Below are 22,188 nucleotides of genomic sequence, written 5' to 3'. Positions count from 1 at the left end.
TTAATCCCCCTTTTAATTACCAATCGGTATATTATGATTTTATTTAATTAAATTCCTATTGTCAAATTGTGATCATTTTTTCAAGGACAGCATTCAAATAACTGCATAACTTACTTGACATCAAAACGTTTTGTTGGTTATCCTTATAAGGAATCATTTCATACCGAACGATATATTATACTGTTAAGTACAAAAAGGGGTGTAAGTAATGGTAAAGGTGAAGGTTAAGGTTAAAGAAAAAACAACAATTAAAGTTGAAGATCATGATACGAAAACGGTTCAGTTACAAATAGTATCCGGATCAACCATGACTCGCTATATGGCACTATTGTTTGCAACAGCCTGTGGGATGGCTGTCGCCAACATATACTATGCACAACCGTTGCTAGACTCTCTGGCGACCGAGTTCGGTATCGCCCATTCATCCATCGGCATTGTCATTACCATTACTCAGCTTTGTTACGCGCTAGGACTGCTACTGCTAGTACCGCTCGGTGATCTACTGAATCGACGTCGGCTAATCATCGGTCAGATGCTTTTATCCGTGTTGTCTCTGATTGTGGTTGGCATCGCCCCCATCATCACAGTGCTGTTCACGGGGTTAGCTGCGGTCGGACTGCTTGCTGTGGTGACTCAGGTGCTCGTAGCGTTCGCATCGACTTTGGCTGCCCCAGCCGAGCGTGGACGTATAGTCGGCTTGGTGCAAAGTGGAGTCGTGATCGGCATTTTGCTCGCACGAACATTCGCTGGTGTACTAACCGATTTCGCCGGTTGGCGTTCGGTCTATCTAGTTTCTGCCGCCATGATGCTCATCATGACTGGCGTGTTGTTCCGAGTACTCCCGCGTGATGAAAGCGAAAGAGAGTCACTATCCTATCCGCAGCTGCTTCGTTCGGTGCTCACATTGTTCATGCAAGAACGAATCCTACGCATCCGCGGAGTACTGGCTCTGCTGATTTTTACCGCGTTTAGTACATTGTGGACTTCGTTGGTGCTTCCTCTCAGTGCTCCACCATACTCTCTTTCACATACCGCTATTGGAGCGTTTGGTCTTGCTGGAGTTGCCGGAGCATTAGCTGCTGCTCGTGCTGGGGGTCTGGCTGATCGAGGTTTAGGGCAGCGAACAACCTGCATAGCCCTAGTTTTATTGCTAGCATCATGGTTCCTAATCAGCTTTACCGAACACTCACTGATCGCATTAGTTATTGGCGTTATCTTTCTTGACCTGGCTGTGCAAGCAGTACATGTCACCAATCAGAGTATGATTTTCACAGTGCGTCCTGAGGCGAGAAGCCGACTTACTGCTGCTTACATGATTTTTTATTCCATCGGCAGTGCCATGGGTTCAATTGTTTCAACCAATATATACGCAAACTACGGATGGATCGGAGTATGTCTATTTGGTGCCTCTGTCAGCGCTTTGGCCCTTTTGTATTGGGTAATAACCTACCGTATAACGGAGCAGATTAGAAAGAAATAATAACGATATTTTGTTGGTTTGAAATTTTTCAAGTCTTAAAATCATACAAAGTTACAAAAAGGGGTGATACATATTAGTCATGTATAATATGTATCACCCCTCTTACTTCTTGTTCAACAAACGCACGCTTATATACAGAGTTTTTCCAAAGCAGTGCAGCTTTATTTCAAATATACACTTATTCGATTAAATGGCCCAATTGTTGAACAAAGATCAAACAGTACTCTTAAACTAAATTGCCCCGATAATTCCATAAAGAAAAAGCTGCCTTAAAACAGCTATGATCTTCAGCTAACCCAGCTGTTAGCTCAATAATTATTCTTTATCTTGGTGCATCAAACTCAATTGGAAGAAAATAGCGCTTAATAAAGCTATGATCATTCCTAACATTGCAGCATAGCCAGAAAATACTTCATTTCCCTTGAAAACACTACAAATAACTATTCCGCCAATTCCACCGAATCATATTTTACACTGCTGGATGGTTCTGGTTACACTAAACGAACATATAGGAAGAAAACCCCCGAAAATTTTGATATCAGGGGTTTTCTTCATTTTTTATATTTAGTATTTTTCTTCACATACTTAGTTTTATTTAAGGAATCTGGATTGAGCTGCAAATGTAATACAATTTTTTTCACTGCAAAAATCTACATTAGTCTCTCTAAACTCATTTGGACTTTCAACGTAGGAATAGTGGATACTATCTAACACGCTAACACACGAGCTTTTCAGATTTAGTCATAAGTTCAATAGTAGACTCCTATTTCCAAATAGAATTATCAACTGTGTTATATCGTTAGATTTTTTAGCATTTCAATATATGCCTTCAATTCTGAATCCGTCAATCCTGAAATACGTTCGAAAAAAATAGATTCTTTTTCTTTTAAAGCTTTTATTGTTTTGTCATGACCAAGCTCGGTTAAAGATAGCATTACCCCTCGACGATCTTTAGGGTGGGGTTCACTCTTTACATATCCCAGACCTTTTAATTGCCCTATAAGTCTACTGATAGAGCTACGGTCCATTGCTGTTGATTCAGCTAAAGTCGATGCGTTAGTAGGACCATGTGAAAATAACCAGCGAACAATCAAAAAGGCTGCTGGCTGCAAAGTTGTATCAAATGTAGCTGCAGTTCTGACATTAAGTGCATGTGCCTCACTAATCAACGAATTGAGCTGTTCACCAAGAGCTAACTCCAGTTCTTCTCTCAAATCAGAATTATTAATATCCATAGTTCTCCCTTCTCAACGCAACTAAATGTATTTGACATATATCAAATACTTGAATATGATTGATATATGTCAAATATATTTAATTGTTAATACTATGTCAAGTTTATAGAAGGAGAATGTATAATGCCCGAGTATCCAATAATTGTAATGACTGGTGCTACCAGTGGTATTGGTCAGATTGCTGCAATTGAAATCGCAAAACGTGGTGCACATTTAGTGCTGACTGCTCGTAACAAAGAACGGGCTAAAGCAACTGAGAAATTAATTAGAGAAGCTTCACCAAATACGGAGGTTGATTTCTATTTTGGTGATTTATCGTTAATGCATGATGTTCGCCGTATAGGACTTGAGATAAAACAAAACTATTCAAAAATTGATGTACTCATCCACAATGCTGGGCTTCATGGGTTCGAGCAACGTGTTACCTCTGAAGGATTTGCCGAGATGATTGCGGTAAACTATCTAACGCCTTGGCTACTAACAAATCTGTTAAAGGACTCTTTGGTAAAAGCAAAAAATGCAAAAATTATTAATGTCGCTTCGGAAGCCTCACGAAATCATGGGGAACTAAAATTACCATATGATTTGACGGACACATCTCCATTTACATTGAGGGGTTCATCTAAAATTTATGGAAAAACAAAGCTTCTAAATATCATGTTTACTGGTGAGTTAGTGCGTCAGTTTTCAGGAACTTTGGTAAATGCCAACGCTCTAAATCCTGGTTTCAATAATACTGGCCTGGGAAGAGAACTTCGTATATCTTCTGTATTGGGAAAAGTCTTAGAATTCCTTAATATCGGAGATCCAAAAAGAGGGGCTGACATCATTGTTCGTTTAGCGCTTGATTCCGAATATGAGAGAGTGACAGGAGGATACTTTAATGTTGGAACTGGAGATAAAATTGATCCGATATATCCAGGAAAAGATGTTTCTATGCAGCAAAGTTTGTGGAATGATACCAAAGAATTATTATTAGAGTATATAAAATGATTTACTATTCTTCAATGAAGTTACATTTTCCTAAACGGAAATGTATATGGGAATTGGTTAATGCGATTCCAATTTAGACAAATAGTCTTTTATTATACAACTAGTGCTGAAACTTTAGTAAATTCAAGTTCAATTTCACTTCCCGTATTTCTCATTTCCAAACTTTTATTACGTTTGTTATTGAACTAACCTCCCTCAATAAACTAAACACAATCTCACGATTGCTTTAGAATTCTTAGGATTTCATAGTCATATCATTAACCGTTATCTATGTAAGCTCGGCATTACTCCTCTAGGATAGGGATTTATCGAAAAAAGTGTATGCTAAACTAGCCAATCATAGGAAAAAATTGGTTTAAGCAATGTTATGATCGCACTATAGGATATCAATGTTTCATGGAGGTCCACCCTCCCATGTCTCACAGAATCGATGCTCCTACATTCCTTCGTTCAACCTTTCAATAAGGGTTGCTGCAGCACCCCCTTATTCACTCCTGAAGCACCATTTGCTACTAGACAGAGCATGGCTGCCTGTATAGGTTTGAATCCCAATGCAACTAATAGAAAGGCACAGATTGCAATCGGTAGATTGAATATCTTTAAGTGTTTTAACAGAGTGTGCAAACTTTTCTTTTTCGCTCTCATTTAGTGAAAGCTCCACATTATTTTTTGCACCTGTACGATTAATTACAGTTGGAGTATCAACATGAACATTACTTTGACCATATTGGCCTTCAAACAACGATCCAACTAGTAAGTATCTGGAATAAAAATGCCGATACACCTATGCTAATGATTAGAGTAAGAAGGGCTGTGATAATGCCCTTCATTTTAAATACAGTCAGACCCAATAGAAAGGAATATGACAGGAAAGGCCGCAACCAAGGCTGATAAGTACGTGTTATTCAATGGATTATAATCTTGAATCCACATGATGCTTTCTTCTTTCTATTTAATGTTATAATTTTAATTCTTCAAAATGAGGCGCCAAAATGTCTTTTAAGACATAAGCACTGTGTTGGAAATTCTGTTGTTCTTCTTCATTGAGTTCTAATTCGACAATTTCTCGGATTCCACTACGATTAATGATTGCTGGAACACCCATGTACACATGCTTTTCACCATACTGGCCATCCAGATGAGCAGAGACAGTTAACACGCTATTTTCATTGTGGAGAATGGCTTTTGTAATTCGCACAAGTCCCATAGCGATGCCATAGTAAGTAGCACCTTTTCCTTCAATGATTTTATAGGCTGCATCACGTACATTAATAAAAATCTCATCTAAGTCTTCTTTTTTATAGTGTTCTTGGCGTTCAATCATTTTCAAAACGGGAATACCACCCACGTCTGCAGAACTATAAACAGGTAGCTCGCTGTCACCGTGTTCTCCGATGATATACGCATGCACATTTTTCGGCGCGACTTTAAAGTAATCACCTAGTAGGAAACGGAAACGAGCTGTATCAAGAATGGTACCAGATCCAATGACTCGTTCTTTAGGTAACCCACTATAATGCGATGTTGCGTATGTTAAGATGTCAACGGGATTGGTTGCAACAAGAAAGATGCCATCAAATCCACTAGCCATGACATTCTCGACTATTGTTTTAAAAATCTTCAGATTTTTATCCACAAGGTCAAGGCGTGTTTCTCCTGGTTTTTGGTTCGCTCCTGCACAAATTACAACTAAATCTACATCTGCACAATCTTCATACTCTCCAAAGCGAATATTTGTCGGATCTGGAGCGAAAACTTTCCCATGATTTAAATCCATCACATCACCAATTGCTTTTTCTTTATTTAAATCAATCATAATCAACTCATCTACAATTCCTTGGTTCATAAGAGCAAAGGCGTAGCTTGAGCCTACAAACCCTGTTCCAATTAATGCGACACGGCTTACTTTTTCTTTTGTCATAGGTTTTTCATCCTTTCATCTCATTAAGTTTTCAAAAGGACAATATTGTTTGTGAAAAATTTCACAAATTAATGATACATCACTTTTTTCCAATTTACAATCCATTTTCAAAAAAAATGTGTTTTTACAAAGGCTACTAAACTGCATAAATTTCTCTGTAAAGCTACTCAGTTTCTATCTTTAACGCTCTCCCTTTAACCTCTAACTTTTTGCATCAATTATCTGTTTAATAATTTCTATGCTTTTAAAATCCTTTGGACGAAGTCTTCTTCCTGTTCCTTGTTCGTAAACTCTTTTTTCCTCAAGTAATTGGTATGGGTTTAGAACATTTATTGATACACCTCTTAAATTATAAAGTTCCAATGGCAAGGCATCTTTCCTCCATACCCAATCTGGAAAACCGTTAGCGACTATATCGCCATTATCAGAATACCGAACAAATACAAAACTCACATCGACATTGTTTTTGAGGAAATCGGTTTGAAACTCTCCTACAGGCTTTATTTGAAAACCAGCATTAACAAGAGCCTGTTCCAAGTGCTCACGATAATGTAACCAAGTAACTAAATCAATATCAGTATGTGAACGAGTAATCTTTCCAAGAAGAAAATCTATCGCCCATCCGCCTCGTAGCCACAGGTTAAAATTAAGTGATAAGCAAATTTCATTTATTTCAAGAAGTATATTTAATTGTGATTTGCCTGTATCATTTTCTCCGGTAACATTCTTACAATCCATCCTCATACACACCCTTTATGTACTAAGATTTTAAGCATTACCTTATTCTGCATAAGGATTGCAAAATCCTTCTTCAAAAAACCTGCCCCGTTAGTTGCATATAGAAAGAGCTGCCTTAAAGACAGCTCTGATCTTCAGTTAACGCACCCGTTTGTTCAATAGCGTTATTGTAGAGTTGATACAAACTTGACGTAAAATGTGTAATTCAAGGAAGTATTAATGAGAAGGCTTTTTCTCCAAAATACTTTTAAAACTTTTTCTGTAACAAAACAACAAATAACTATACATGATTACAATTATTACTGCTAAAACAAGTAACGAATGATCAAGGATCAAATGAAGTAAGAAAATGTTGGCTACAATTGGACCCAATATTGCAAGTGCTAATGGGACAAATCGATTACTTAAAAGTAAAACTCCACAAACAATCTCTAAAAACTTTTCAAATATTAATAGATATTCAAATTTGAATAATGCCATCGCTTCGGGGCTAGTAGCAATAAATGGTTCAAAGTCAAAAATGACAAAATAACCGTTTAGACCTGCAATAAGGAAGATAAAACCTAAAAATATTCTGGAGAGATGTAAAAGGACTTTATTCAACCTGCACACCACCAATTTGATTTTAGTTTTAATTCTAATTTTATTATAGTTGGTTACTGCGCAGTACGATAAAACTTTGTACTAATGCAACTAACCCTCCCCTATAGTTGCATAAGAAAAAAAGCTGTCTTAAAGACAGCTCCGATCTTCAGCTAACGCACCGTTAGTTCATTAAGGAATTGATTCAATACTCAACTATATTTAGCCATTGACCATCAGGTTTATCATTTATCTCAAATAAATAGACACCAAGCTCTTTAATATTGCCGTTTCTCTAGCAGCACATGCGAATGCACGCACAAAGAAACTCTTCTTTCTTTTTATAGCGATGTCCCCTGTAACATTTTAAAAAGTCGGCTCATACATTTATGAATATTTTCATTTTTGGTATTATCAATCCATGCACATCCTACTGAACCTCATTACACAACCGACCGATATTCTCGACTTCAACAACGACTTCATCCCCCGACTTGATCGGGCAGCTGCCAGATGGTGAACCCGTGGCCAAAATGTCACCGGGCTCCAGTGTCATTACCTGTGAAAGCCAGCTGATTAAAAATGGAATGCTTAGAGACATTTCATTGGTATTTCCGTCTTGGACAACGCGGCCGTTTAAAGTGGTCACAATCCTTAAGTTTGTAGGATCTGCCCCGGTAACGATGCATGGTCCCAAAGGTCCGAACGTATCAAATCCTTTGCCCCGCGTAAACTGTGGATCTTTTTTTGTAAGATCTCTTGCTGTGACGTCATTAAATATCGTGCAACCAAACACATAATCAAGCGCATCTTCTTCTTTAATGTTTTTTCCTCGCTTTCCAATGACCAGGGCCACTTCCCCTTCAAGTTCCACTTGGTTGGATAGATCGTTTGGAGGAAGGATAATTTTCTCCTTGTCTGCAATAAGCGCAGATAATGGCTTTAAAAATAGAAATGGTTCTACAAGGTTTGCCTCTCCCCCTGTTTCCTTCGCATGACCTGCATATGTCCAGCCGAAATTAACCACCTTAGAAGGTTTTACAGGTTCCAAAATTTTCACGTCACTATATTTCAGCTCTACCCCGTCATACTTTATTTCCTTTTTGACAAGTTCCGCAAAACTGCTAGACAGTTGTAATATCATCTCATCCTCAACAATACCGTAATGTATTTTGCCGTGTTGATTCTGATAGCGAACTATTTTTTGTGTTTTTTGTAGCACATGCATTATGAATAAACTCCTTTGATGAGTAAGATATACTTACCTCAGATAATATAAAATTCGGCTCTCCTCCTAATCACAAACAAGCCCCCTGTAGGGGATAATACCAAACCCTTATGTCTGAAAATTTTTTTTATTACATGATGTTTTCTTTTTTTATATTGGTAGCATCTTGAGAGTGCTCCCAACATTCAAGATTTTCAAGACCTTTAATGCTGTCTTTATAAAAAACTGGATCTTGACCAGCCTTTTTCTGTTTCATATAATCACTTAATGCTGCAAAAGCTACTTTTGATAATAAGAGAACGGCAATTAAGTTTACGATAACCATCAAGCCCATAAATAAATCTGCTAAATCCCATACAAGCTCGACCTTTGCAACCGAACCGAATACAATCATGGCGAACGCGCCTATTCGATATAGAATCAACCACACTTTACTTTTGTGTAAAAATCGAATATTTGTTTCCCCATAATAATAGTTACCAATTAACGAACCGAATGCAAATAGGAAAACAAAGATAGCAAGACAACCTGATGCCCAGGAACCGATGTGTTCACTTAATGATGTTTGTGTAAGTGCAATGCCAGTTAGCCCTGGTTGTTTATAAGCATCAGAAAGTAAAATAATAAATGCTGTACTTGTGCAGATGATCAGTGTATCCGTTAATACGCCAAATGCTTGAATAAGTCCCTGTTTCACCGGATGACTTGTTTTTGCCGTTGCGGCAACGTTTGGCGCACTCCCCATACCAGCTTCATTCGAGAATAAACCACGTTTAACTCCATTCATGAACGCAGCGCCTATTGAACCGCCTGCTATTTGTTCAAAGCCAAACGCGTTATTAATAATAAGAGAAAGAATTTCCGGCATTTTGGTTATATTCATTGCTACGACAAATAATGCCATTCCAAGGTATAACACACCTAGAATCATAACCTTGTATTCAGCAATTTTTGCAATACGCTTCACACCGCCAAAGATAATCACAGCGAAAGCAAGTGTCATGAGAATCCCTACGATTAAACGATCTGTACCAAATGAATTCTCAAAAGCAATTGTAACGGTATTTGATTGTACAGAATTGAATACAAGACCGAAAGAAAGCGTAATTAAAATAGAGAATAATACTCCCATCCAACGTTTGTTCAATCCTTTTTCCATATAATAGGATGGGCCGCCTCGGAAACCAGTTTTATCTTTCACTTTATATACTTGCGCTAACGTACTTTCAATAAAGCTGGTTGCTGAGCTAATAATAGCAATAATCCACATCCAGAATATCGCTCCAGGACCGCCTAATGCAATCGCAATCGCAATTCCTGTGATATTACCTGTTCCAACGCGAGCGGCCATACCAATACAGAAAGCTTGAAATGGGGAAACGCTGTCTTTAGAACTAGTTCTCCCTTCCATTAAAACACGGACCATTTCCTTTAACATTCGAACCTGTACAAATTTCAATTTAAATGTGAAATAAATCCCACAAGAAACAAGCATAATAACTAATAATTTTGACCAAAGGAATTCATTTGTTACGCCAACTACATCATGTAATAATTGTTGCATTCTATCACCTCTTATAAAAAATTTACTAACTTAGAAGATACCTAGTTTTTTCACTGTAAAAATATCAACTTCATCAACTGATGAATTCTGGTTAAAGTCAGGAGTTATATAGCCGCCAAATATTTGAATTAATAGCCTTGATGGCAATATCTCAAAAATATAATGTAATATCTGCTGCAATCGATGTTTCCATCATTTCTTTTACCTTTTTAGGATCTGTTGTTTTTCCTAGCACCCACATCAATTTCGGCACGATTGCTTCTGTGTTCATATTTTTAGAACGTACTACACGATTATGGTCAATTTTCCGACCGACTTCATATATCCCCATGTCTTCTCCTTCTTCTAGACATTGAGTCGTAATGACAACCGATACACCGTGCTCTATTAATTCAATTAATTTCGCCAAAATGTTGCGCACTTGAAAAGGAACACCACCACTTCCATAGCTCTCCACAACCACTCCTTTATACAAATCTTTTAGGCAGTCAAAAAATTCTGGCTTTATCCCAGGATGTAATTTCACAACCGCTACATCTGTACAAAGTGATGTATCTAATTGAATGTGTTTCTTTTTTTGAATATGAATCGATTCATTATATTCAATATGGTCATCATGCATCGATGCAACATACGGATAATTAATACTTTCAAAGGCATCATAGCTTTTCGTTCTAAGTTTAATCGCTCTTGTCCCTTGAATGACTTTGCCGTCAAATACAATATATACCCCACCTATATCTTCACAAGCAAAACGAATGGCATCTGAAATGTTTCGTTTTGCATCCGTTTTACTATACGAAATAGGAATTTGCGAACCTGTAACAACAATCGGTTTTGATGAATCTTGTAACATATAAGAAAGTGCAGCTGATGTGTAAGCCATTGTATCGGTACCATGAGTAATAATAAAGCCATCGTATTGATCGTAATGTTCGTAAATAGCATTCGCCATATCTACCCAAAACTCTGGTTGTATGTTGGTGCTATCAATGTTCATTAACTCTTTCGTATCAATACGGCAACGTACATTTAATTCAGGAATGTAACTTAATAGATCATCGGCATGCAGTTCAGGTACAAGTCCGTTTTCTCCTTCAAGTGAGGCTACTGTTCCACCAGTCGCAAACAACATTAATTTTTTCAATGATAACGGCTCCTCTATCTCTTTTTTACAATACGTTTTTTAAAAGAAAGTATTCAATTCGCGTATGTTTATTCGATTCGCGTACTTTCCATGTAATTATAGTAACATAAATATAATAATTCAAGATAAAAATATTCAATTTTCGTACACTTCCTCCACTTTTAGAATCCACAGAATGGTGCTTGCTTCCTGAATCTGAGCTGAGTTATTACAAATAATAAATATCAAAAAGATGATTGTTTCATAAAGATACTTAATTACAACTTAGATGAAATTAAGCCTAAAAACTCATATACATCAACTTGTTTATATGTTGTCAATGAGAATATTATAGTTTTTATATACGTGAATCATTTAGTGAAATAATTTAAAATCTTTAATTAGGGGACAATTGATTTTATCCCATGTCGGATAATATACCTTCTGTCCAGATTTAAACATACAGTATCCTTAAAAATATCACGCAAAAAAAGCGATCATACGTTCAAAAGGCCGCCAATTGGCGGCCTTCTTATGGTGCTAACGCACCCGTTAGTTCATACAGGTTTGTTGGGTTGACACAAACTGTGAGGTGAAAATTAAGTTAAAAAGGACAAAAAAGATTACTTTTTCTTATCCTTTTCAAGTAAATCAATTATTCTATCAACTTTTGTTCAATGCTTTCTGATTTGCTTGGCTGTTTAGTAACGAGAGAAAGAACAAGAAAAAAACACACCAGAAAAAATCCCAAATATAAAAATAAGGAAAACTAGTTGAAATATCAAATCACCAATATTCATAATAAATCCTACCTTTACTTCAATAAGGGGGTGCCGCAGCACCCCCTTATGAAATAAATCCCCTTTAGTTGGATAAGTTAAGCTACGATCTTCAAAAAAAAACCACTTAATTGAAAAACGTCTATTGATAGCAAAATAAATTATTATTTTAATCGGGGATTTTTAACTTTTATGTTAATAATTTGTATTATGTAAACCAGGAAAGTTAAATATATTGTGTTTAATGATGTCGGTATATGTTGTTTTATGTAGATTGAAATATAGAATAAATATGAACCCTATTTGTTACAAAAAAGTTCACTCAATATGTTAAGTTGGAGACTATCTTCGTTAATTATTAATTACTATAATTTGTCTTACTTGAGTTATTATATTTTTATTTATCACTTAATAATAAATACTTATATTGTATGTTTAAACGGGGTTTTAAAGAAATAAAAGAGGGAAGATATGAAAAAATTAAATGATCAACTATTGATAGACTCATACCTTAAAGCAATTGAATTAGACTTAGAAAAAAAATTCATCCTCGTTCTAGAAGAGGAATTGAAGAGAAGAGGTCTACCCCTTATCGATCAAAAAGATAGGAGTAACTAATTAGTATATGCTTTAAACTGTAATTCTTTGCTTTGTTTTTTAACCCATACTAATAATTCATGTTCCTTATTAGTCAATTCTCTGTATAAGACTCGTTCAAGCTATAAAACTAATTAACTCTCTAAGATTAACCTTTTAGTGTCAAAATATTGACTATAAAACCACTTAGAATTAATTAAATCTCTTACTTGAATTTCGACATAAACTTTCATTTGTCCTTTATGAACTAAACTGTAAACGGATTGATACGCAAATAGCATTGTTGAAGGAGACTTCTAATTAATATTCGTTAAGGAGTGATGAAAGATGATAAGCGTAACAGTAGATAAGTTAAAGTTCAAGAAACAATTATCGGTGATTGAACAAATCACACTGAAAGATTTTCTGTATACCTGGGTAGGTAGCTCAAGCAAGGGATTTGACGATTTTTTTCACCTTGAGTACACAGTAGATGTATTTGCCAAAATGGAAAAAACGACGAATGACAACGATTTGTTGATTTCTGATGATGATTATTTCAGATACATAACATTTACGGAAGATAATCAAATTGTGATAGGTGTTTTAGATATGAATTCAGAATTAAAACATAGAATAATTTCACTAGATAAGATTAAATAATTCTTCGTTTTCTTTAATTCATACAAAATGAGGCAGCGTGGTACACTGTCTTTTTTTATTTGTTCACTATATATCTTATGGGACGTTACTGTCCTGCCCCAAAAAAGCTGCCTTAAAGACAACTCAGATCTTCAGCTAATGCACCCGTTAGTTTTAGTAGATTTCTTCACATCCTTTTTAGTATTTCAGTTAATACAGGAATGCCGCCGTATGACGATTCTACAAGGAAGCTAACATTCTGAATTTCTATGGTTTTTTCCAACTGAATAAAAATCATGTAAGAAATATCAAAATATGATAGTATTTTCTATGTCATACATAATTTAATAATTAATAAAGAAGGAGCTAACTAGACATGAACATAAAAAAATATCTAGGAATCACGTTTCTATCAGTTACACTATTACTTTTTGGATCTATCACTGTTATCCATAGCTCAGCAAATAGTAATCCAAAAGAAGAGAGAGTAGAAGCAACTTCAACAAATCCAAAGTTAAACAATGTGAAAATTTTAGCTACTGGTGGAACGATTGCAGGTTCTGCTACGTCCAATACTGACACAACTGGTTATCAAGCAGGTGCACTTGGTGTTGAAACACTAATTAAAGCTGTTCCTGAACTAAAACAAGTAGCAAATGTGAGTGGTGAACAAATCGCAAATATTGGCAGTAACAATATGGATAATAAAACTTTATTAAAGTTGGCGAAACGAATTAATGAGTTATTAAAATCTAAAGACGTTGATGGTATTGTCGTAACGCATGGAACAGATACCTTAGAAGAAACTGCTTACTTTCTGAATCTGGTCGTAAAAAGCAACAAACCTGTCGTGATTGTTGGGTCAATGAGACCGGCTACAGCTATAAGTGCAGATGGACCTTTAAACTTATATAATGCTGTAAAAATTGCTGCTAGTAAAGATGCTAAGAACAAAGGTGTTTTAATCTCATTAAATGATCGGATAGGTTCTGCACGTTATATAACAAAAACCAATACAACCATGACAGATACATTCCAATCGGAGGAACAAGGCTATTTAGGAGCAATCGCAGGTAATAAAATACTTTTCTACAATGAACCTACTCGTAAACATACAACCAAATCGGTGTTTGATGTATCAAAACTAGATAAACTTCCTCAGGTGGACATTATTTATAGCTATCAAAATGATAGTAGATATTTTTACGATGCATCTGTGAAAGCAGGAGCTAAAGGGATTATAATAGCAGGTGAAGGAAACGGTTTAACTTCTGATACTGCTTTTGAGGGTGCTAAAGACGCTGTCAAAAAAGGCGTGATTATTACTCGCTCTAGCCGTGTAGGAAATGGTATTGTTACGAGAGAAAAGATTGACGATGAAAATAATTTTGTTACAGCGGACTCACTTAATCCTCAAAAAGCACGTATTTTGACGATGCTTGCATTAACAAAAACAGATGATCCAAAAGAAATTCAGCAATTTTTCAACGAATATTAATCATTAAAATTAGAAATTTCTAGATTAACTAAAAGTGAATGAAATTTAAAGCATACGATGGTATGAATCACCAACGTATGCTTTTATTTATTTTTGTACTAAGTTGAACTAAATTGTCCTAGTTGTATAAAGAAACCAGCCCTTAGGGAAGTTCAAATTTCAGCTAACGCACCCATTAGCAAAAAAGCTCTTTACTTAATATTCCTAATATAATCATCCGTTTCATTATAAGAATTTATCTGATTCGTATTTCCTCGATTTTTCATATAGTAGAAGAGATAGCATAAAATAATAAAAGGTACTCCACAATACAGAGCAATTCTTTGGCTCGCATCAAAAGCAAGACCTATACAAGAAGCAAGACACAAAACACAAGCAGCAATGGGTACAAAAGGATAAAGTGGTGTACGGAATTTTAAATTTTTAATATCTCCACCCATTTTCAAAAAATGTTTACGGAACATGTATTGAGATAAAACAATCCCTATCCAAACTACTACTACTGCAAATCCTGATATAGCCACAAGTACTACATAAACTGTATCAGGTGCAAATACACTAGATAATAGAGATAAACAAGCTACTGCCATACTTATAACTAAAGCATTCAATGGTACTCCATTTGACGTTATCTTTCCAAAAAATGAACTTATCATTTTCTCATTTGAAAGAGACCATAACATACGAGTAGATGCATATAGACCAGAGTTTGCTACTGAGAGTAAAGCTGTAATAATAACAAAGTTCATAATATCAGCTGCATAAGGAATTCCGATGTTGTCAAAAACCATCACAAATGGACTTTCAATGACTCCTGCTTCTTCCCAAGAGATTAAACCAGATAACACAAAAATTGCACCAACAAAGAAAAACATTGTTCGCCAAATTACATTTCTAATAGATCTTGGAACGTCTTTTTCTGGATTTTCACTTTCTCCAGCAGCAATGCCAATAAGTTCTGTTCCTGAAAAGGCAAAATTAACGGAAATCATGGCCATAAAAACTGGAAGCAGGCCATTTGGGAAAAGACCCCCATCTGCAGTGAAATTAGAAAGCATGGGGGCAGAGGCTCTATCATCCATTGGAATAAATCCAAGCATTGCAGATCCTCCAAGTACAATAAATAAGATAATAGTAATTATTTTAATACCTGAAAACCAAAATTCGGTTTCTGCAAATATTTTTACTGAAAAGGAATTAAGTAAAAAAATTAGAATCGCAAAGACGGCGCTCCACATCCAAACAGAAGTGTTAGGAAACCACCTCTGCATCAACAGTCCAGAGGCAGTAAATTCGGAACCTACCGTTACCACCCAAGTAAGCCAGTACATTAAACCAATAGTAAATCCAGTAGCAGGACCGATATATTTGGTAGCGTAAGTTTGAAATGAACCTGTTACTGGCATAGCAACAGTTAGTTCGCCTAGGCATAACATGACAAGGTACATGATTAACCCGCCTACTAAGTAAGCGAGAATCGTACCTCCTGGTCCAGCTTGGCTAATTGTATATCCACTGCTCAGAAAAAGACCCGTTCCAATTACACCACCTAGCGAAATCATGAACAAATGCCTGCTTTTCATTGAACGTTTCAACTGGTTTTCATTGGTATCATTTGTGTTTGGCATCTAGTCTCCTCCTCGTTTACTACTCTAAAAGTACTTATTTTAATAGATAACAATATACAAAGTTTATATTCTTACAGAAAAATCAGAATCTTTAATATAAAGACTGACCTGCACAGGTCAGTCTTTATGTCATCATATTGTTTTATTATTAACTTTAAAACAAACAACTTTTGGTTCAGTCATTTCTTGAAGTGCAAACTTAATTCCTTCACGACCTAAACCCGAACCTTTTACACCTCCGAAAGGCATCGCATCAATGCGATAATCTGAGCTATCATTTACCATTACTCCACCTACATCAAGTTTACGTATTGCTCTAAATGCCTTATCTAAATCACGAGTGAATATACCTGCTTGCAGTCCGAAATCTACACGATTAGATTGGGAGATAGCTGTATCAAGATCAGGAACATTATAAATGGTAACAACTGGGCCAAAAACCTCTTCAGTTGCCAATTTACAATTTTCTGGTACGTTAACTAGAACAGTAGGTTGATAAAAAGACCCTTCACGTTTTCCACCACAAAGCAACTTTGCACCTTTCTCAACAGCTTCATTTACCCAACTTTCAACACGTTTTGCTTCTTTTTCGGTGATCATTGGTCCCATATCTGTTTCTTCTAATAATTTATCACCTACTCGATATTGTTGAGTACGATCTATAAATTTACCAATAAAATCATGATAAACACCTTCTTGGACATATATTCTCTGTACCCCTAAACAATTTTGTCCTGCTGCCCAAAATGCTCCAGAAACAGTTGATTTCACAGCTTCTTCTAAATCAGCATCTTTCAATACAATAACGGGTGAGTTTGATCCAAGCTCCATACATATCTTTTTCAAACCTGCTTTTTGAATAATTGCTTTGCCAGTGGCAAGTCCTCCTGTAAAAGAAATCATTCGTATAGCTGAATGAGTAATTAGGCTATCTCCCATGTCACCTGGATGACCAGTAATGACCGATAAAATTTTCGGTGGCAAACCGGCTTTTTCAAAAGCTTCTGCCAATAAGAGAGCACTTAATGGTGTTACAGTTGCTGGTTTTACAATAATAGCGTTCCCAGCAGCAATAGCAGGACCCACTTTATGTGCAACAAGATTTAATGGATCGTTAAAAGGTGTTATAGCTACAATAATGCCAATAGGAAAACGATAATAGTAACCTATGCGATCTTCGCTTCCGGGCATTTGATCAAACGAAATGGTTTCTCCATTAATTCTCCTTGCTTCTTCAGCACTTATACGAAGTGTTTCAATACAACGTAGTACTTCTTTTCTTGCTTCTTTAATTGTTTTACTTCCCTCACGAGCAATAGTAGTCGCATATCTTTCCTCATTTTCAAGGATCCAGTCCGCAGCACGATGAAGAATAGCAATTCTATCGTGTGTTGGCATATCTGCTGCTATTTTAACCCCTTTTTTTGCTTCTTCTATTGTATATATGACGTCGCTTTCATTAGCAGCAGGAACTGTTGTGATTAAACTATGATCCTGTGGATCCAAGACTTCAATGCATTTATCACGAGATACCCATTCCCCAGCAAGAAACATCTTATTTTTATTTAATAATTTGTCAGTAAATATCATACAAAATCACCTCAAGATAAGTAATTTTTAACTTATAACTTTAAGACTGAAACGAATTATAATTATAATTGATCACGGTTAATATTGATTAAATCAATAAGAATCGAGAATCCTGTTTCTTTACGTCCAGCTCCGGCTCCAATTAAGGTAATCGGGCCCGCTAAATCACAATCATAAGTAATAGCATTTTGTGCACCTAAAACTCCAGCTAGAGGATCTGTAAGAGGTATAGCTTCAGGTCCTACCTTTGCAATGACTTTATCGCCATCCTTTATACATTTAGCAATTAACTTCCATCTCTTCCCTTCAGATTTTGCCCACTCAATGTCCTCTTCCGTAAGATGACTAATTCCTTCACATTCTACTTCTTCTCGTTTCATTGGAATACCCATTACAATGTTAGCAAGAATGGTAGCTTTATATTGAGCATCATATCCCTCAACGTCGCTAGTAGGATCTGCCTCTGCATAACCAAGAGCTTGTGCCTCTGACAATGCATCTTGATAACTCAATCCTTCTTCCATTTTAGTTAGGATATAATTAGTTGTTCCATTCAAAATCCCCCGTATTTCAAAAATGCTGTTCCCTGCCAATGAACTCAGAGGCATTCTTAATGCTGGGGTTCCACTCATAACTGTTCCTTCAAAGCCCCAACGAACATCATTTTTTTTTGCTAATTCAGCTAACTCTTGATAAGCTAGAGAAACCGGACCTTTATTACTCATTACTACGTTCTTTTTGCTTTCAAATGCTGCTTTACAATGATCAATGGCAGGTTGTCCTGTTTTTACATCAGTAAAGGTGATTTCAACAACAGTGTCTGCATTACTCTCACGTATTGTTTGAAAACTATCCCACCCTCTTACCAAGCCAGGGGTTTCAGGGTAACTATCTAATTTTCCTGTTTCCTTTACAGCTTGTAACGCTAAAGAAAGATCCAACCCCTTTGGATCATAAAGGGAACCTTTCATAACATCAGAAATAGCAACGATTTTTGCATCAAAGTTAAACCCACTACGTAGTGACTCACTTTTATCTTGTAAAATTTCAGCTAACCCTTGTCCAACTACACCAAATCCAAGTAATGCTATCCTATGTGTCATATTTCAATACCTCTTCCATTAGTAATATTTTATGCTTTCAACTACAGCTAACAGGGTAATTGGATTCTAAGTAAGAAAAAGCTTGCTCTAAATCTGCTATAAGATCTTCTGTATCCTCGATACCTACAGAGATACGAACTAAACCTTCTGGGATACCAAGGGCTTTACGCTCTTCAATAGTACATTCAACATGGCTGGTCGTTCTTGCAGGCCCATATATCGTTTCAACGGCTCCAAGGTTCCCAGCTTTGTTTGCATATTTTAATTTTGATAATAAAATTTTGATAGCTTTCATTTCATCTTTTAATACAAAACTTAATATCCCACCGAACCCTCTCATTTGTTTCTTTGCGATATCATGATGTGGATGCGCTTCCAATCCCGGGTAATAAACTGCGTCAACAAGCTTTTTCTTTTGAAGATACTTTGCAATTTCCATTGCACTTTTTTCTTGTTGCCGTACACGAAGCTTTAACGTTTTCATCCCTCTTAAAATAAGGTAGGCTGACCACGGGTCCATAGTTGCTCCATTAATTTCACGAAAATGATAGACTTTTTTCATTAATTTTTCAGAGCCACATACTATGCCACCTAATGCATCTGCATGTCCACTTAAGAATTTAGTTGCACTATGGACTACAATATCAACTCCTAATTGAAGAGGATTTTGATTAATTGGAGTAGCAAACGTATTATCTATGATAACTAATGCACCCACTGATTTTCCGACTCTTGCTAGCCTCTCAATATCAGTAACTTTCATAGTAGGGTTAGTAGGAGACTCTAAATATAGCACTTTACACCCTTTGGCCACTTCAGCTTCAATTTCTTTATGGTTTCCGGTATTACACAATGTCACATCGACATCAAGATTGGGCAAGAATTCAGTAAAAATTTTATTGGTTCCTCCATAAGTATCTTTAACTGATACAACCCGATCTCCCGGTCTTAGAAATGTATATAATGTACTACTAATAGCAGCCATTCCTGAAGAAAAACCTACAGCTTCCTCTGCCCCCTCGAGTATCCTCAATTTTTCTTCCAGGGCTTGAACAGTCGGATTTGCCATTCGATTATAGGTATAACCAGGTTTATTTCCAAGGGCAACTTCTTGCCATTCATCCACGTCATCGTAATTGTAGGCTACACTAAGAACTACTGGAACTTGGGTTGCATTATATGCAAGAGATTCTTTTTCTCCTGCCCATACCGCTTTTGTTCCATCTTGCACATCTTTAAAGTTATTCTCACTCATATTTTTCCACCTCTAATTTTATTACTTTGTAAAAATGGTCTTGTTGAAACATGAATTTTATTTTGTATATAATATATTGTATATTTTATACTTCACCCCCTTCCACATTACAGTTTTTACCTAGTGTTTTCTTGGGTTTATTTCTTGACATTAAGGTATCTAATACAAATAGTTTAAAAAAATTAAAACAAACGCTAAAAATATACTTTATATTGTATATTGTATATAGTACAGAATAGTCTGAAAATATTTTACATATCGAATTATATAATTAACTTATCTATTTTTCAATGCTTTATTATTTTATTCTTAAAAATTCTTTTAAAAAAACTGCATTATTTCTAATGCTATAAGCTATATCAACTTGAAAAACAACAATTCATAAAAAAAATGGAAGTAGGAGTCGTTTTATATCTTAAATATAATAATAAATAATAGAGATATTGAAGTCTGTAAAAGATGGTGCTAAGCTAATATATAAGACAAGAATTTCGAATTATATATTGTATACTATATATATTAACTTTTGGCTTAGGAGGAAACGCTATCAAAAATAGATATCAATCATTAAAAGATCTCGTATATGATTATATAACTGAAAGAATTCAGAACGGAACCTTACTTCCTAAGCATAAGATAAATGAATCGGTATTATGCGAAAAATTAGGAGTAAGTAGAACTCCTGTAAGGGAAGCTTTGATACAACTAGCTTCAGACAATTTACTCGAGTATCTTCCTAGAAAAGGATTTATTGTAAAAGAACTTGATACCAAGAAAAAGCTAGATGTATTTCGAATTGTTAGTGTATTGGATTCTTTAGCAGCCTCTTTATCTTTAGAGCATATCACGGAAAGTGATATTGAACGTATGGAAGATTTGGTTAAGAAAATTGAATTTTCAATTTCAACAAAAAATTATTTAGATTATCAAAAATACCAAAATCAATTCCATAAAGTATATATTGATAAATGCAATAATCCTACATTAATAGATCTTCTTGATTCTTTACAAAATAGTTTTGTTAGACAAATTTATTTAAGTAATAATGAAGAAAAGCTTTTTGCCGTATTAGAGGAAATGAATGAAGATCATAAAGAAATTACCAATTATTTTAAAAAAAGAGATAAAGAGAATTTAGAGCAACTTATTAAGAATAAACATTGGGAAATAACTCATTTAGATATGATATAGGGTTCCTGTCTTATAGTGAAAGGTAACGGGATTATCTACTCTCACCAATCCGATTCTGGAGAGGGCCTGAAATACTTATATGACTAGCTATTTTGTAAACACAAAGAGCGTTAACCCTTTTGGCTAACGCTCTAAATCTATTAATAATACCTTACCAACTCATATATGAACCTTTCCGACTATGAGTTAAGCCATACATCACACTCTTCTTTCTCTATTCTATCCCTCATATAAATCGTGACCACCAACATAAATAGTACCGTTTGCATGATCAATTCTTATTGGCCATTCATACGGAACAGATATACGTCTAGCCACACCTCTCCAAAAATTACATGAATCGGCTTCAAAGTCTTGAAACTCTTTTAATAGTTCTTTATAAGATGCACCGTCAAATTGTATAATCATATCCTGCAACCTCATGAAAGCCATATGTCTAATTTCAAGCTCGTAATGGTCTTTTCTGTTATATATTACCTATCAAACTTAGTAAACTAAATAGTCTTAATGTTCAACAAATAAAACTATTAGTCGTGAATGAGCTTAGTTGAACATGTCTTATCTCGTTCCATATACCAACAAAGAAAAGATACCGTATATTCTTCTGGTTAATATTTACTCTTTAAGTACTTGCATATCCTGTAGTTTATAATCCTTCAACCATGAATGGATATGATGTTATAGATTTAATTTTGACTTCAGTTATCGCTGTAATTGCACTCTACCTGTTAATCGTTATTTATAAAAAGAGAAGTAGAAAAGACTTAGATTTTTTCTTACCATTCTTTAGTTTATCATTTCCTCTTTTCATGCATACTTTCGTATGGTCAATACCTTTATTTATCATTGCTTATACATATATTGAACTTTTCGCTCCTTATCATTCTATGGATGAAACTAATCTAATTGATATAATTATATTTACGATAATCGGAATTGCTATTAACATAATGAATATTCATTACTTTAAAAAGATATTTAACTAAGCACCTGCACCCTATTGGTGCTTTTTTATTTCCTCCTCACAGACCCACCAACTGGTTTAATTCTTCTTTTTCT

18 protein-coding genes and 2 pseudogenes are annotated in these 22,188 nt (G+C 35.4%); 6 read left to right on the top strand and 14 right to left on the bottom strand.

From position 1 onward, the window contains the following. Positions 1 to 307 precede the first annotated feature (307 nt). Entirely contained in the window at positions 308 to 1,480 is a 1,173-nt protein-coding gene (locus AC2YHV_RS19765) for an MFS transporter (protein ID WP_487373897.1), read from the top strand. A 791-nt stretch (positions 1,481 to 2,271) separates the two neighbouring features. Here the strand turns inward: AC2YHV_RS19765 and AC2YHV_RS19760 are convergent. Then, positions 2,272 to 2,715 carry a MarR family winged helix-turn-helix transcriptional regulator gene (locus AC2YHV_RS19760; protein ID WP_034313372.1) on the bottom strand — a complete coding sequence of 148 codons (444 nt, stop codon included), beginning with the start codon at positions 2,713 to 2,715 and terminating at the stop codon, positions 2,272 to 2,274. A 123-nt stretch (positions 2,716 to 2,838) separates the two neighbouring features. On the opposite strand from AC2YHV_RS19760, the gene AC2YHV_RS19755 reads away from it, so the two are divergent. Continuing rightward, a complete protein-coding gene (locus tag AC2YHV_RS19755; RefSeq protein WP_034313375.1) occupies positions 2,839 to 3,708 on the top strand; it encodes an SDR family NAD(P)-dependent oxidoreductase in 870 nt (289 codons plus the stop codon). Between the two features lie 492 nt (positions 3,709 to 4,200). Here the strand turns inward: AC2YHV_RS19755 and AC2YHV_RS19750 are convergent. The 8 genes and pseudogenes from AC2YHV_RS19750 to AC2YHV_RS19715 all read right to left on the bottom strand — a co-directional run. Beyond that, positions 4,201 to 4,302 (bottom strand): annotated as a pseudogene (locus AC2YHV_RS19750) (L-lactate permease); the annotation flags it as partial. Positions 4,303 to 4,360: 58 nt separating this feature from the next. Next, positions 4,361 to 4,492, bottom strand: a pseudogene (locus AC2YHV_RS19745) (hypothetical protein); the annotation flags it as partial. A gap of 174 nt (positions 4,493 to 4,666) precedes the next feature. Continuing rightward, a complete protein-coding gene (locus AC2YHV_RS19740) occupies positions 4,667 to 5,629 on the bottom strand; it encodes an L-lactate dehydrogenase (protein ID WP_054396795.1) in 963 nt (320 codons plus the stop codon). A 201-nt stretch (positions 5,630 to 5,830) separates the two neighbouring features. After that, positions 5,831 to 6,367: a nucleotidyltransferase domain-containing protein gene (locus AC2YHV_RS19735; protein ID WP_487373885.1), complete on the bottom strand. Its 537-nt coding sequence runs from the start codon at positions 6,365 to 6,367 to the stop codon at positions 5,831 to 5,833. A gap of 216 nt (positions 6,368 to 6,583) precedes the next feature. Next, on the bottom strand, positions 6,584 to 6,970 hold the full coding sequence (locus AC2YHV_RS19730) for a DoxX family membrane protein (protein WP_063576833.1): 387 nt from the start codon (positions 6,968 to 6,970) through the stop codon (positions 6,584 to 6,586). 409 nt (positions 6,971 to 7,379) lie between these two features. Then, the gene (locus AC2YHV_RS19725; protein ID WP_400449716.1) at positions 7,380 to 8,177 is read right to left on the bottom strand and encodes a fumarylacetoacetate hydrolase family protein; all 798 of its coding nucleotides are present in this window, start codon (positions 8,175 to 8,177) and stop codon (positions 7,380 to 7,382) included. A 130-nt stretch (positions 8,178 to 8,307) separates the two neighbouring features. After that, the gene (locus AC2YHV_RS19720) at positions 8,308 to 9,741 is read right to left on the bottom strand and encodes an alanine/glycine:cation symporter family protein (RefSeq protein ID WP_477589076.1); all 1,434 of its coding nucleotides are present in this window, start codon (positions 9,739 to 9,741) and stop codon (positions 8,308 to 8,310) included. 151 nt (positions 9,742 to 9,892) lie between these two features. Then, positions 9,893 to 10,888, bottom strand: coding sequence for an asparaginase (locus AC2YHV_RS19715; protein ID WP_487373884.1), 996 nt, complete (start codon positions 10,886 to 10,888; stop codon positions 9,893 to 9,895). 1,229 nt (positions 10,889 to 12,117) lie between these two features. On the opposite strand from AC2YHV_RS19715, the gene sda reads away from it, so the two are divergent. From sda to AC2YHV_RS19700, 3 genes are all read left to right on the top strand, one after another. Then, the gene (sda, locus tag AC2YHV_RS19710; RefSeq protein ID WP_063576836.1) at positions 12,118 to 12,264 is read left to right on the top strand and encodes a sporulation histidine kinase inhibitor Sda; all 147 of its coding nucleotides are present in this window, start codon (positions 12,118 to 12,120) and stop codon (positions 12,262 to 12,264) included. A 306-nt stretch (positions 12,265 to 12,570) separates the two neighbouring features. Next, positions 12,571 to 12,885 carry a hypothetical protein gene (locus tag AC2YHV_RS19705; RefSeq protein WP_487373883.1) on the top strand — a complete coding sequence of 105 codons (315 nt, stop codon included), beginning with the start codon at positions 12,571 to 12,573 and terminating at the stop codon, positions 12,883 to 12,885. 355 nt (positions 12,886 to 13,240) lie between these two features. Beyond that, on the top strand, positions 13,241 to 14,362 hold the full coding sequence (locus tag AC2YHV_RS19700) for a type II asparaginase (protein WP_034313400.1): 1,122 nt from the start codon (positions 13,241 to 13,243) through the stop codon (positions 14,360 to 14,362). A gap of 191 nt (positions 14,363 to 14,553) precedes the next feature. Here the strand turns inward: AC2YHV_RS19700 and AC2YHV_RS19695 are convergent, their stop codons facing one another. The 4 genes from AC2YHV_RS19695 to AC2YHV_RS19680 form a co-directional block, all read right to left on the bottom strand. Then, positions 14,554 to 15,990, bottom strand: a complete 1,437-nt coding sequence (locus tag AC2YHV_RS19695) for an amino acid permease (RefSeq protein WP_082854680.1) — start codon at positions 15,988 to 15,990, stop codon at positions 14,554 to 14,556. A gap of 132 nt (positions 15,991 to 16,122) precedes the next feature. Continuing rightward, on the bottom strand, positions 16,123 to 17,580 hold the full coding sequence (locus AC2YHV_RS19690) for an aldehyde dehydrogenase family protein (RefSeq protein WP_487373882.1): 1,458 nt from the start codon (positions 17,578 to 17,580) through the stop codon (positions 16,123 to 16,125). Between the two features lie 62 nt (positions 17,581 to 17,642). After that, the gene (locus AC2YHV_RS19685; RefSeq protein WP_057276394.1) at positions 17,643 to 18,683 is read right to left on the bottom strand and encodes a homoserine dehydrogenase; all 1,041 of its coding nucleotides are present in this window, start codon (positions 18,681 to 18,683) and stop codon (positions 17,643 to 17,645) included. 37 nt (positions 18,684 to 18,720) lie between these two features. Continuing rightward, a complete protein-coding gene (locus AC2YHV_RS19680; RefSeq protein ID WP_034313408.1) occupies positions 18,721 to 19,938 on the bottom strand; it encodes a cystathionine gamma-synthase family protein in 1,218 nt (405 codons plus the stop codon). 477 nt (positions 19,939 to 20,415) lie between these two features. Between AC2YHV_RS19680 and AC2YHV_RS19675 the strand changes: the two genes are divergently transcribed. Continuing rightward, on the top strand, positions 20,416 to 21,129 hold the full coding sequence (locus tag AC2YHV_RS19675) for a GntR family transcriptional regulator (RefSeq protein ID WP_487373896.1): 714 nt from the start codon (positions 20,416 to 20,418) through the stop codon (positions 21,127 to 21,129). A gap of 219 nt (positions 21,130 to 21,348) precedes the next feature. Here the strand turns inward: AC2YHV_RS19675 and AC2YHV_RS19670 are convergent, their stop codons facing one another. Continuing rightward, positions 21,349 to 21,537 (bottom strand): hypothetical protein, encoded by a 189-nt coding sequence (locus AC2YHV_RS19670; RefSeq protein WP_222619704.1) that lies wholly within the window; start codon positions 21,535 to 21,537, stop codon positions 21,349 to 21,351. Between the last annotated feature and the right edge of the window lie 651 nt (positions 21,538 to 22,188).

The sequence above is a fragment of the Peribacillus sp. SRI_006 genome (assembly GCF_057586375.1).
This window is presented reverse-complemented; position numbering and strand designations above follow the sequence as displayed.

Bases quoted from the DNA above. Each gene is read 5' to 3' on its own strand.
- AC2YHV_RS19735 (WP_487373885.1), bottom strand. From the start codon at position 6,367: ATGGATTGTAAGAATGTTACCGGAGAAAATGATACAGGCAAATCACAA.
- AC2YHV_RS19670 (WP_222619704.1), bottom strand. From the start codon at position 21,537: ATGATTATACAATTTGACGGTGCATCTTATAAAGAACTATTAAAAGAG.
- AC2YHV_RS19725 (WP_400449716.1), bottom strand. From the start codon at position 8,177: ATGCATGTGCTACAAAAAACACAAAAAATAGTTCGCTATCAGAATCAA.
- AC2YHV_RS19700 (WP_034313400.1), top strand. From the start codon at position 13,241: ATGAACATAAAAAAATATCTAGGAATCACGTTTCTATCAGTTACACTA.
- AC2YHV_RS19740 (WP_054396795.1), bottom strand. From the start codon at position 5,629: ATGACAAAAGAAAAAGTAAGCCGTGTCGCATTAATTGGAACAGGGTTT.
- AC2YHV_RS19690 (WP_487373882.1), bottom strand. From the start codon at position 17,580: ATGATATTTACTGACAAATTATTAAATAAAAATAAGATGTTTCTTGCT.
- AC2YHV_RS19685 (WP_057276394.1), bottom strand. From the start codon at position 18,683: ATGACACATAGGATAGCATTACTTGGATTTGGTGTAGTTGGACAAGGG.
- AC2YHV_RS19680 (WP_034313408.1), bottom strand. From the start codon at position 19,938: ATGAGTGAGAATAACTTTAAAGATGTGCAAGATGGAACAAAAGCGGTA.
- AC2YHV_RS19705 (WP_487373883.1), top strand. From the start codon at position 12,571: ATGATAAGCGTAACAGTAGATAAGTTAAAGTTCAAGAAACAATTATCG.
- AC2YHV_RS19695 (WP_082854680.1), bottom strand. From the start codon at position 15,990: ATGCCAAACACAAATGATACCAATGAAAACCAGTTGAAACGTTCAATG.
- sda (WP_063576836.1), top strand. From the start codon at position 12,118: ATGAAAAAATTAAATGATCAACTATTGATAGACTCATACCTTAAAGCA.
- AC2YHV_RS19720 (WP_477589076.1), bottom strand. From the start codon at position 9,741: ATGCAACAATTATTACATGATGTAGTTGGCGTAACAAATGAATTCCTT.
- AC2YHV_RS19760 (WP_034313372.1), bottom strand. From the start codon at position 2,715: ATGGATATTAATAATTCTGATTTGAGAGAAGAACTGGAGTTAGCTCTT.
- AC2YHV_RS19765 (WP_487373897.1), top strand. From the start codon at position 308: ATGACTCGCTATATGGCACTATTGTTTGCAACAGCCTGTGGGATGGCT.
- AC2YHV_RS19755 (WP_034313375.1), top strand. From the start codon at position 2,839: ATGCCCGAGTATCCAATAATTGTAATGACTGGTGCTACCAGTGGTATT.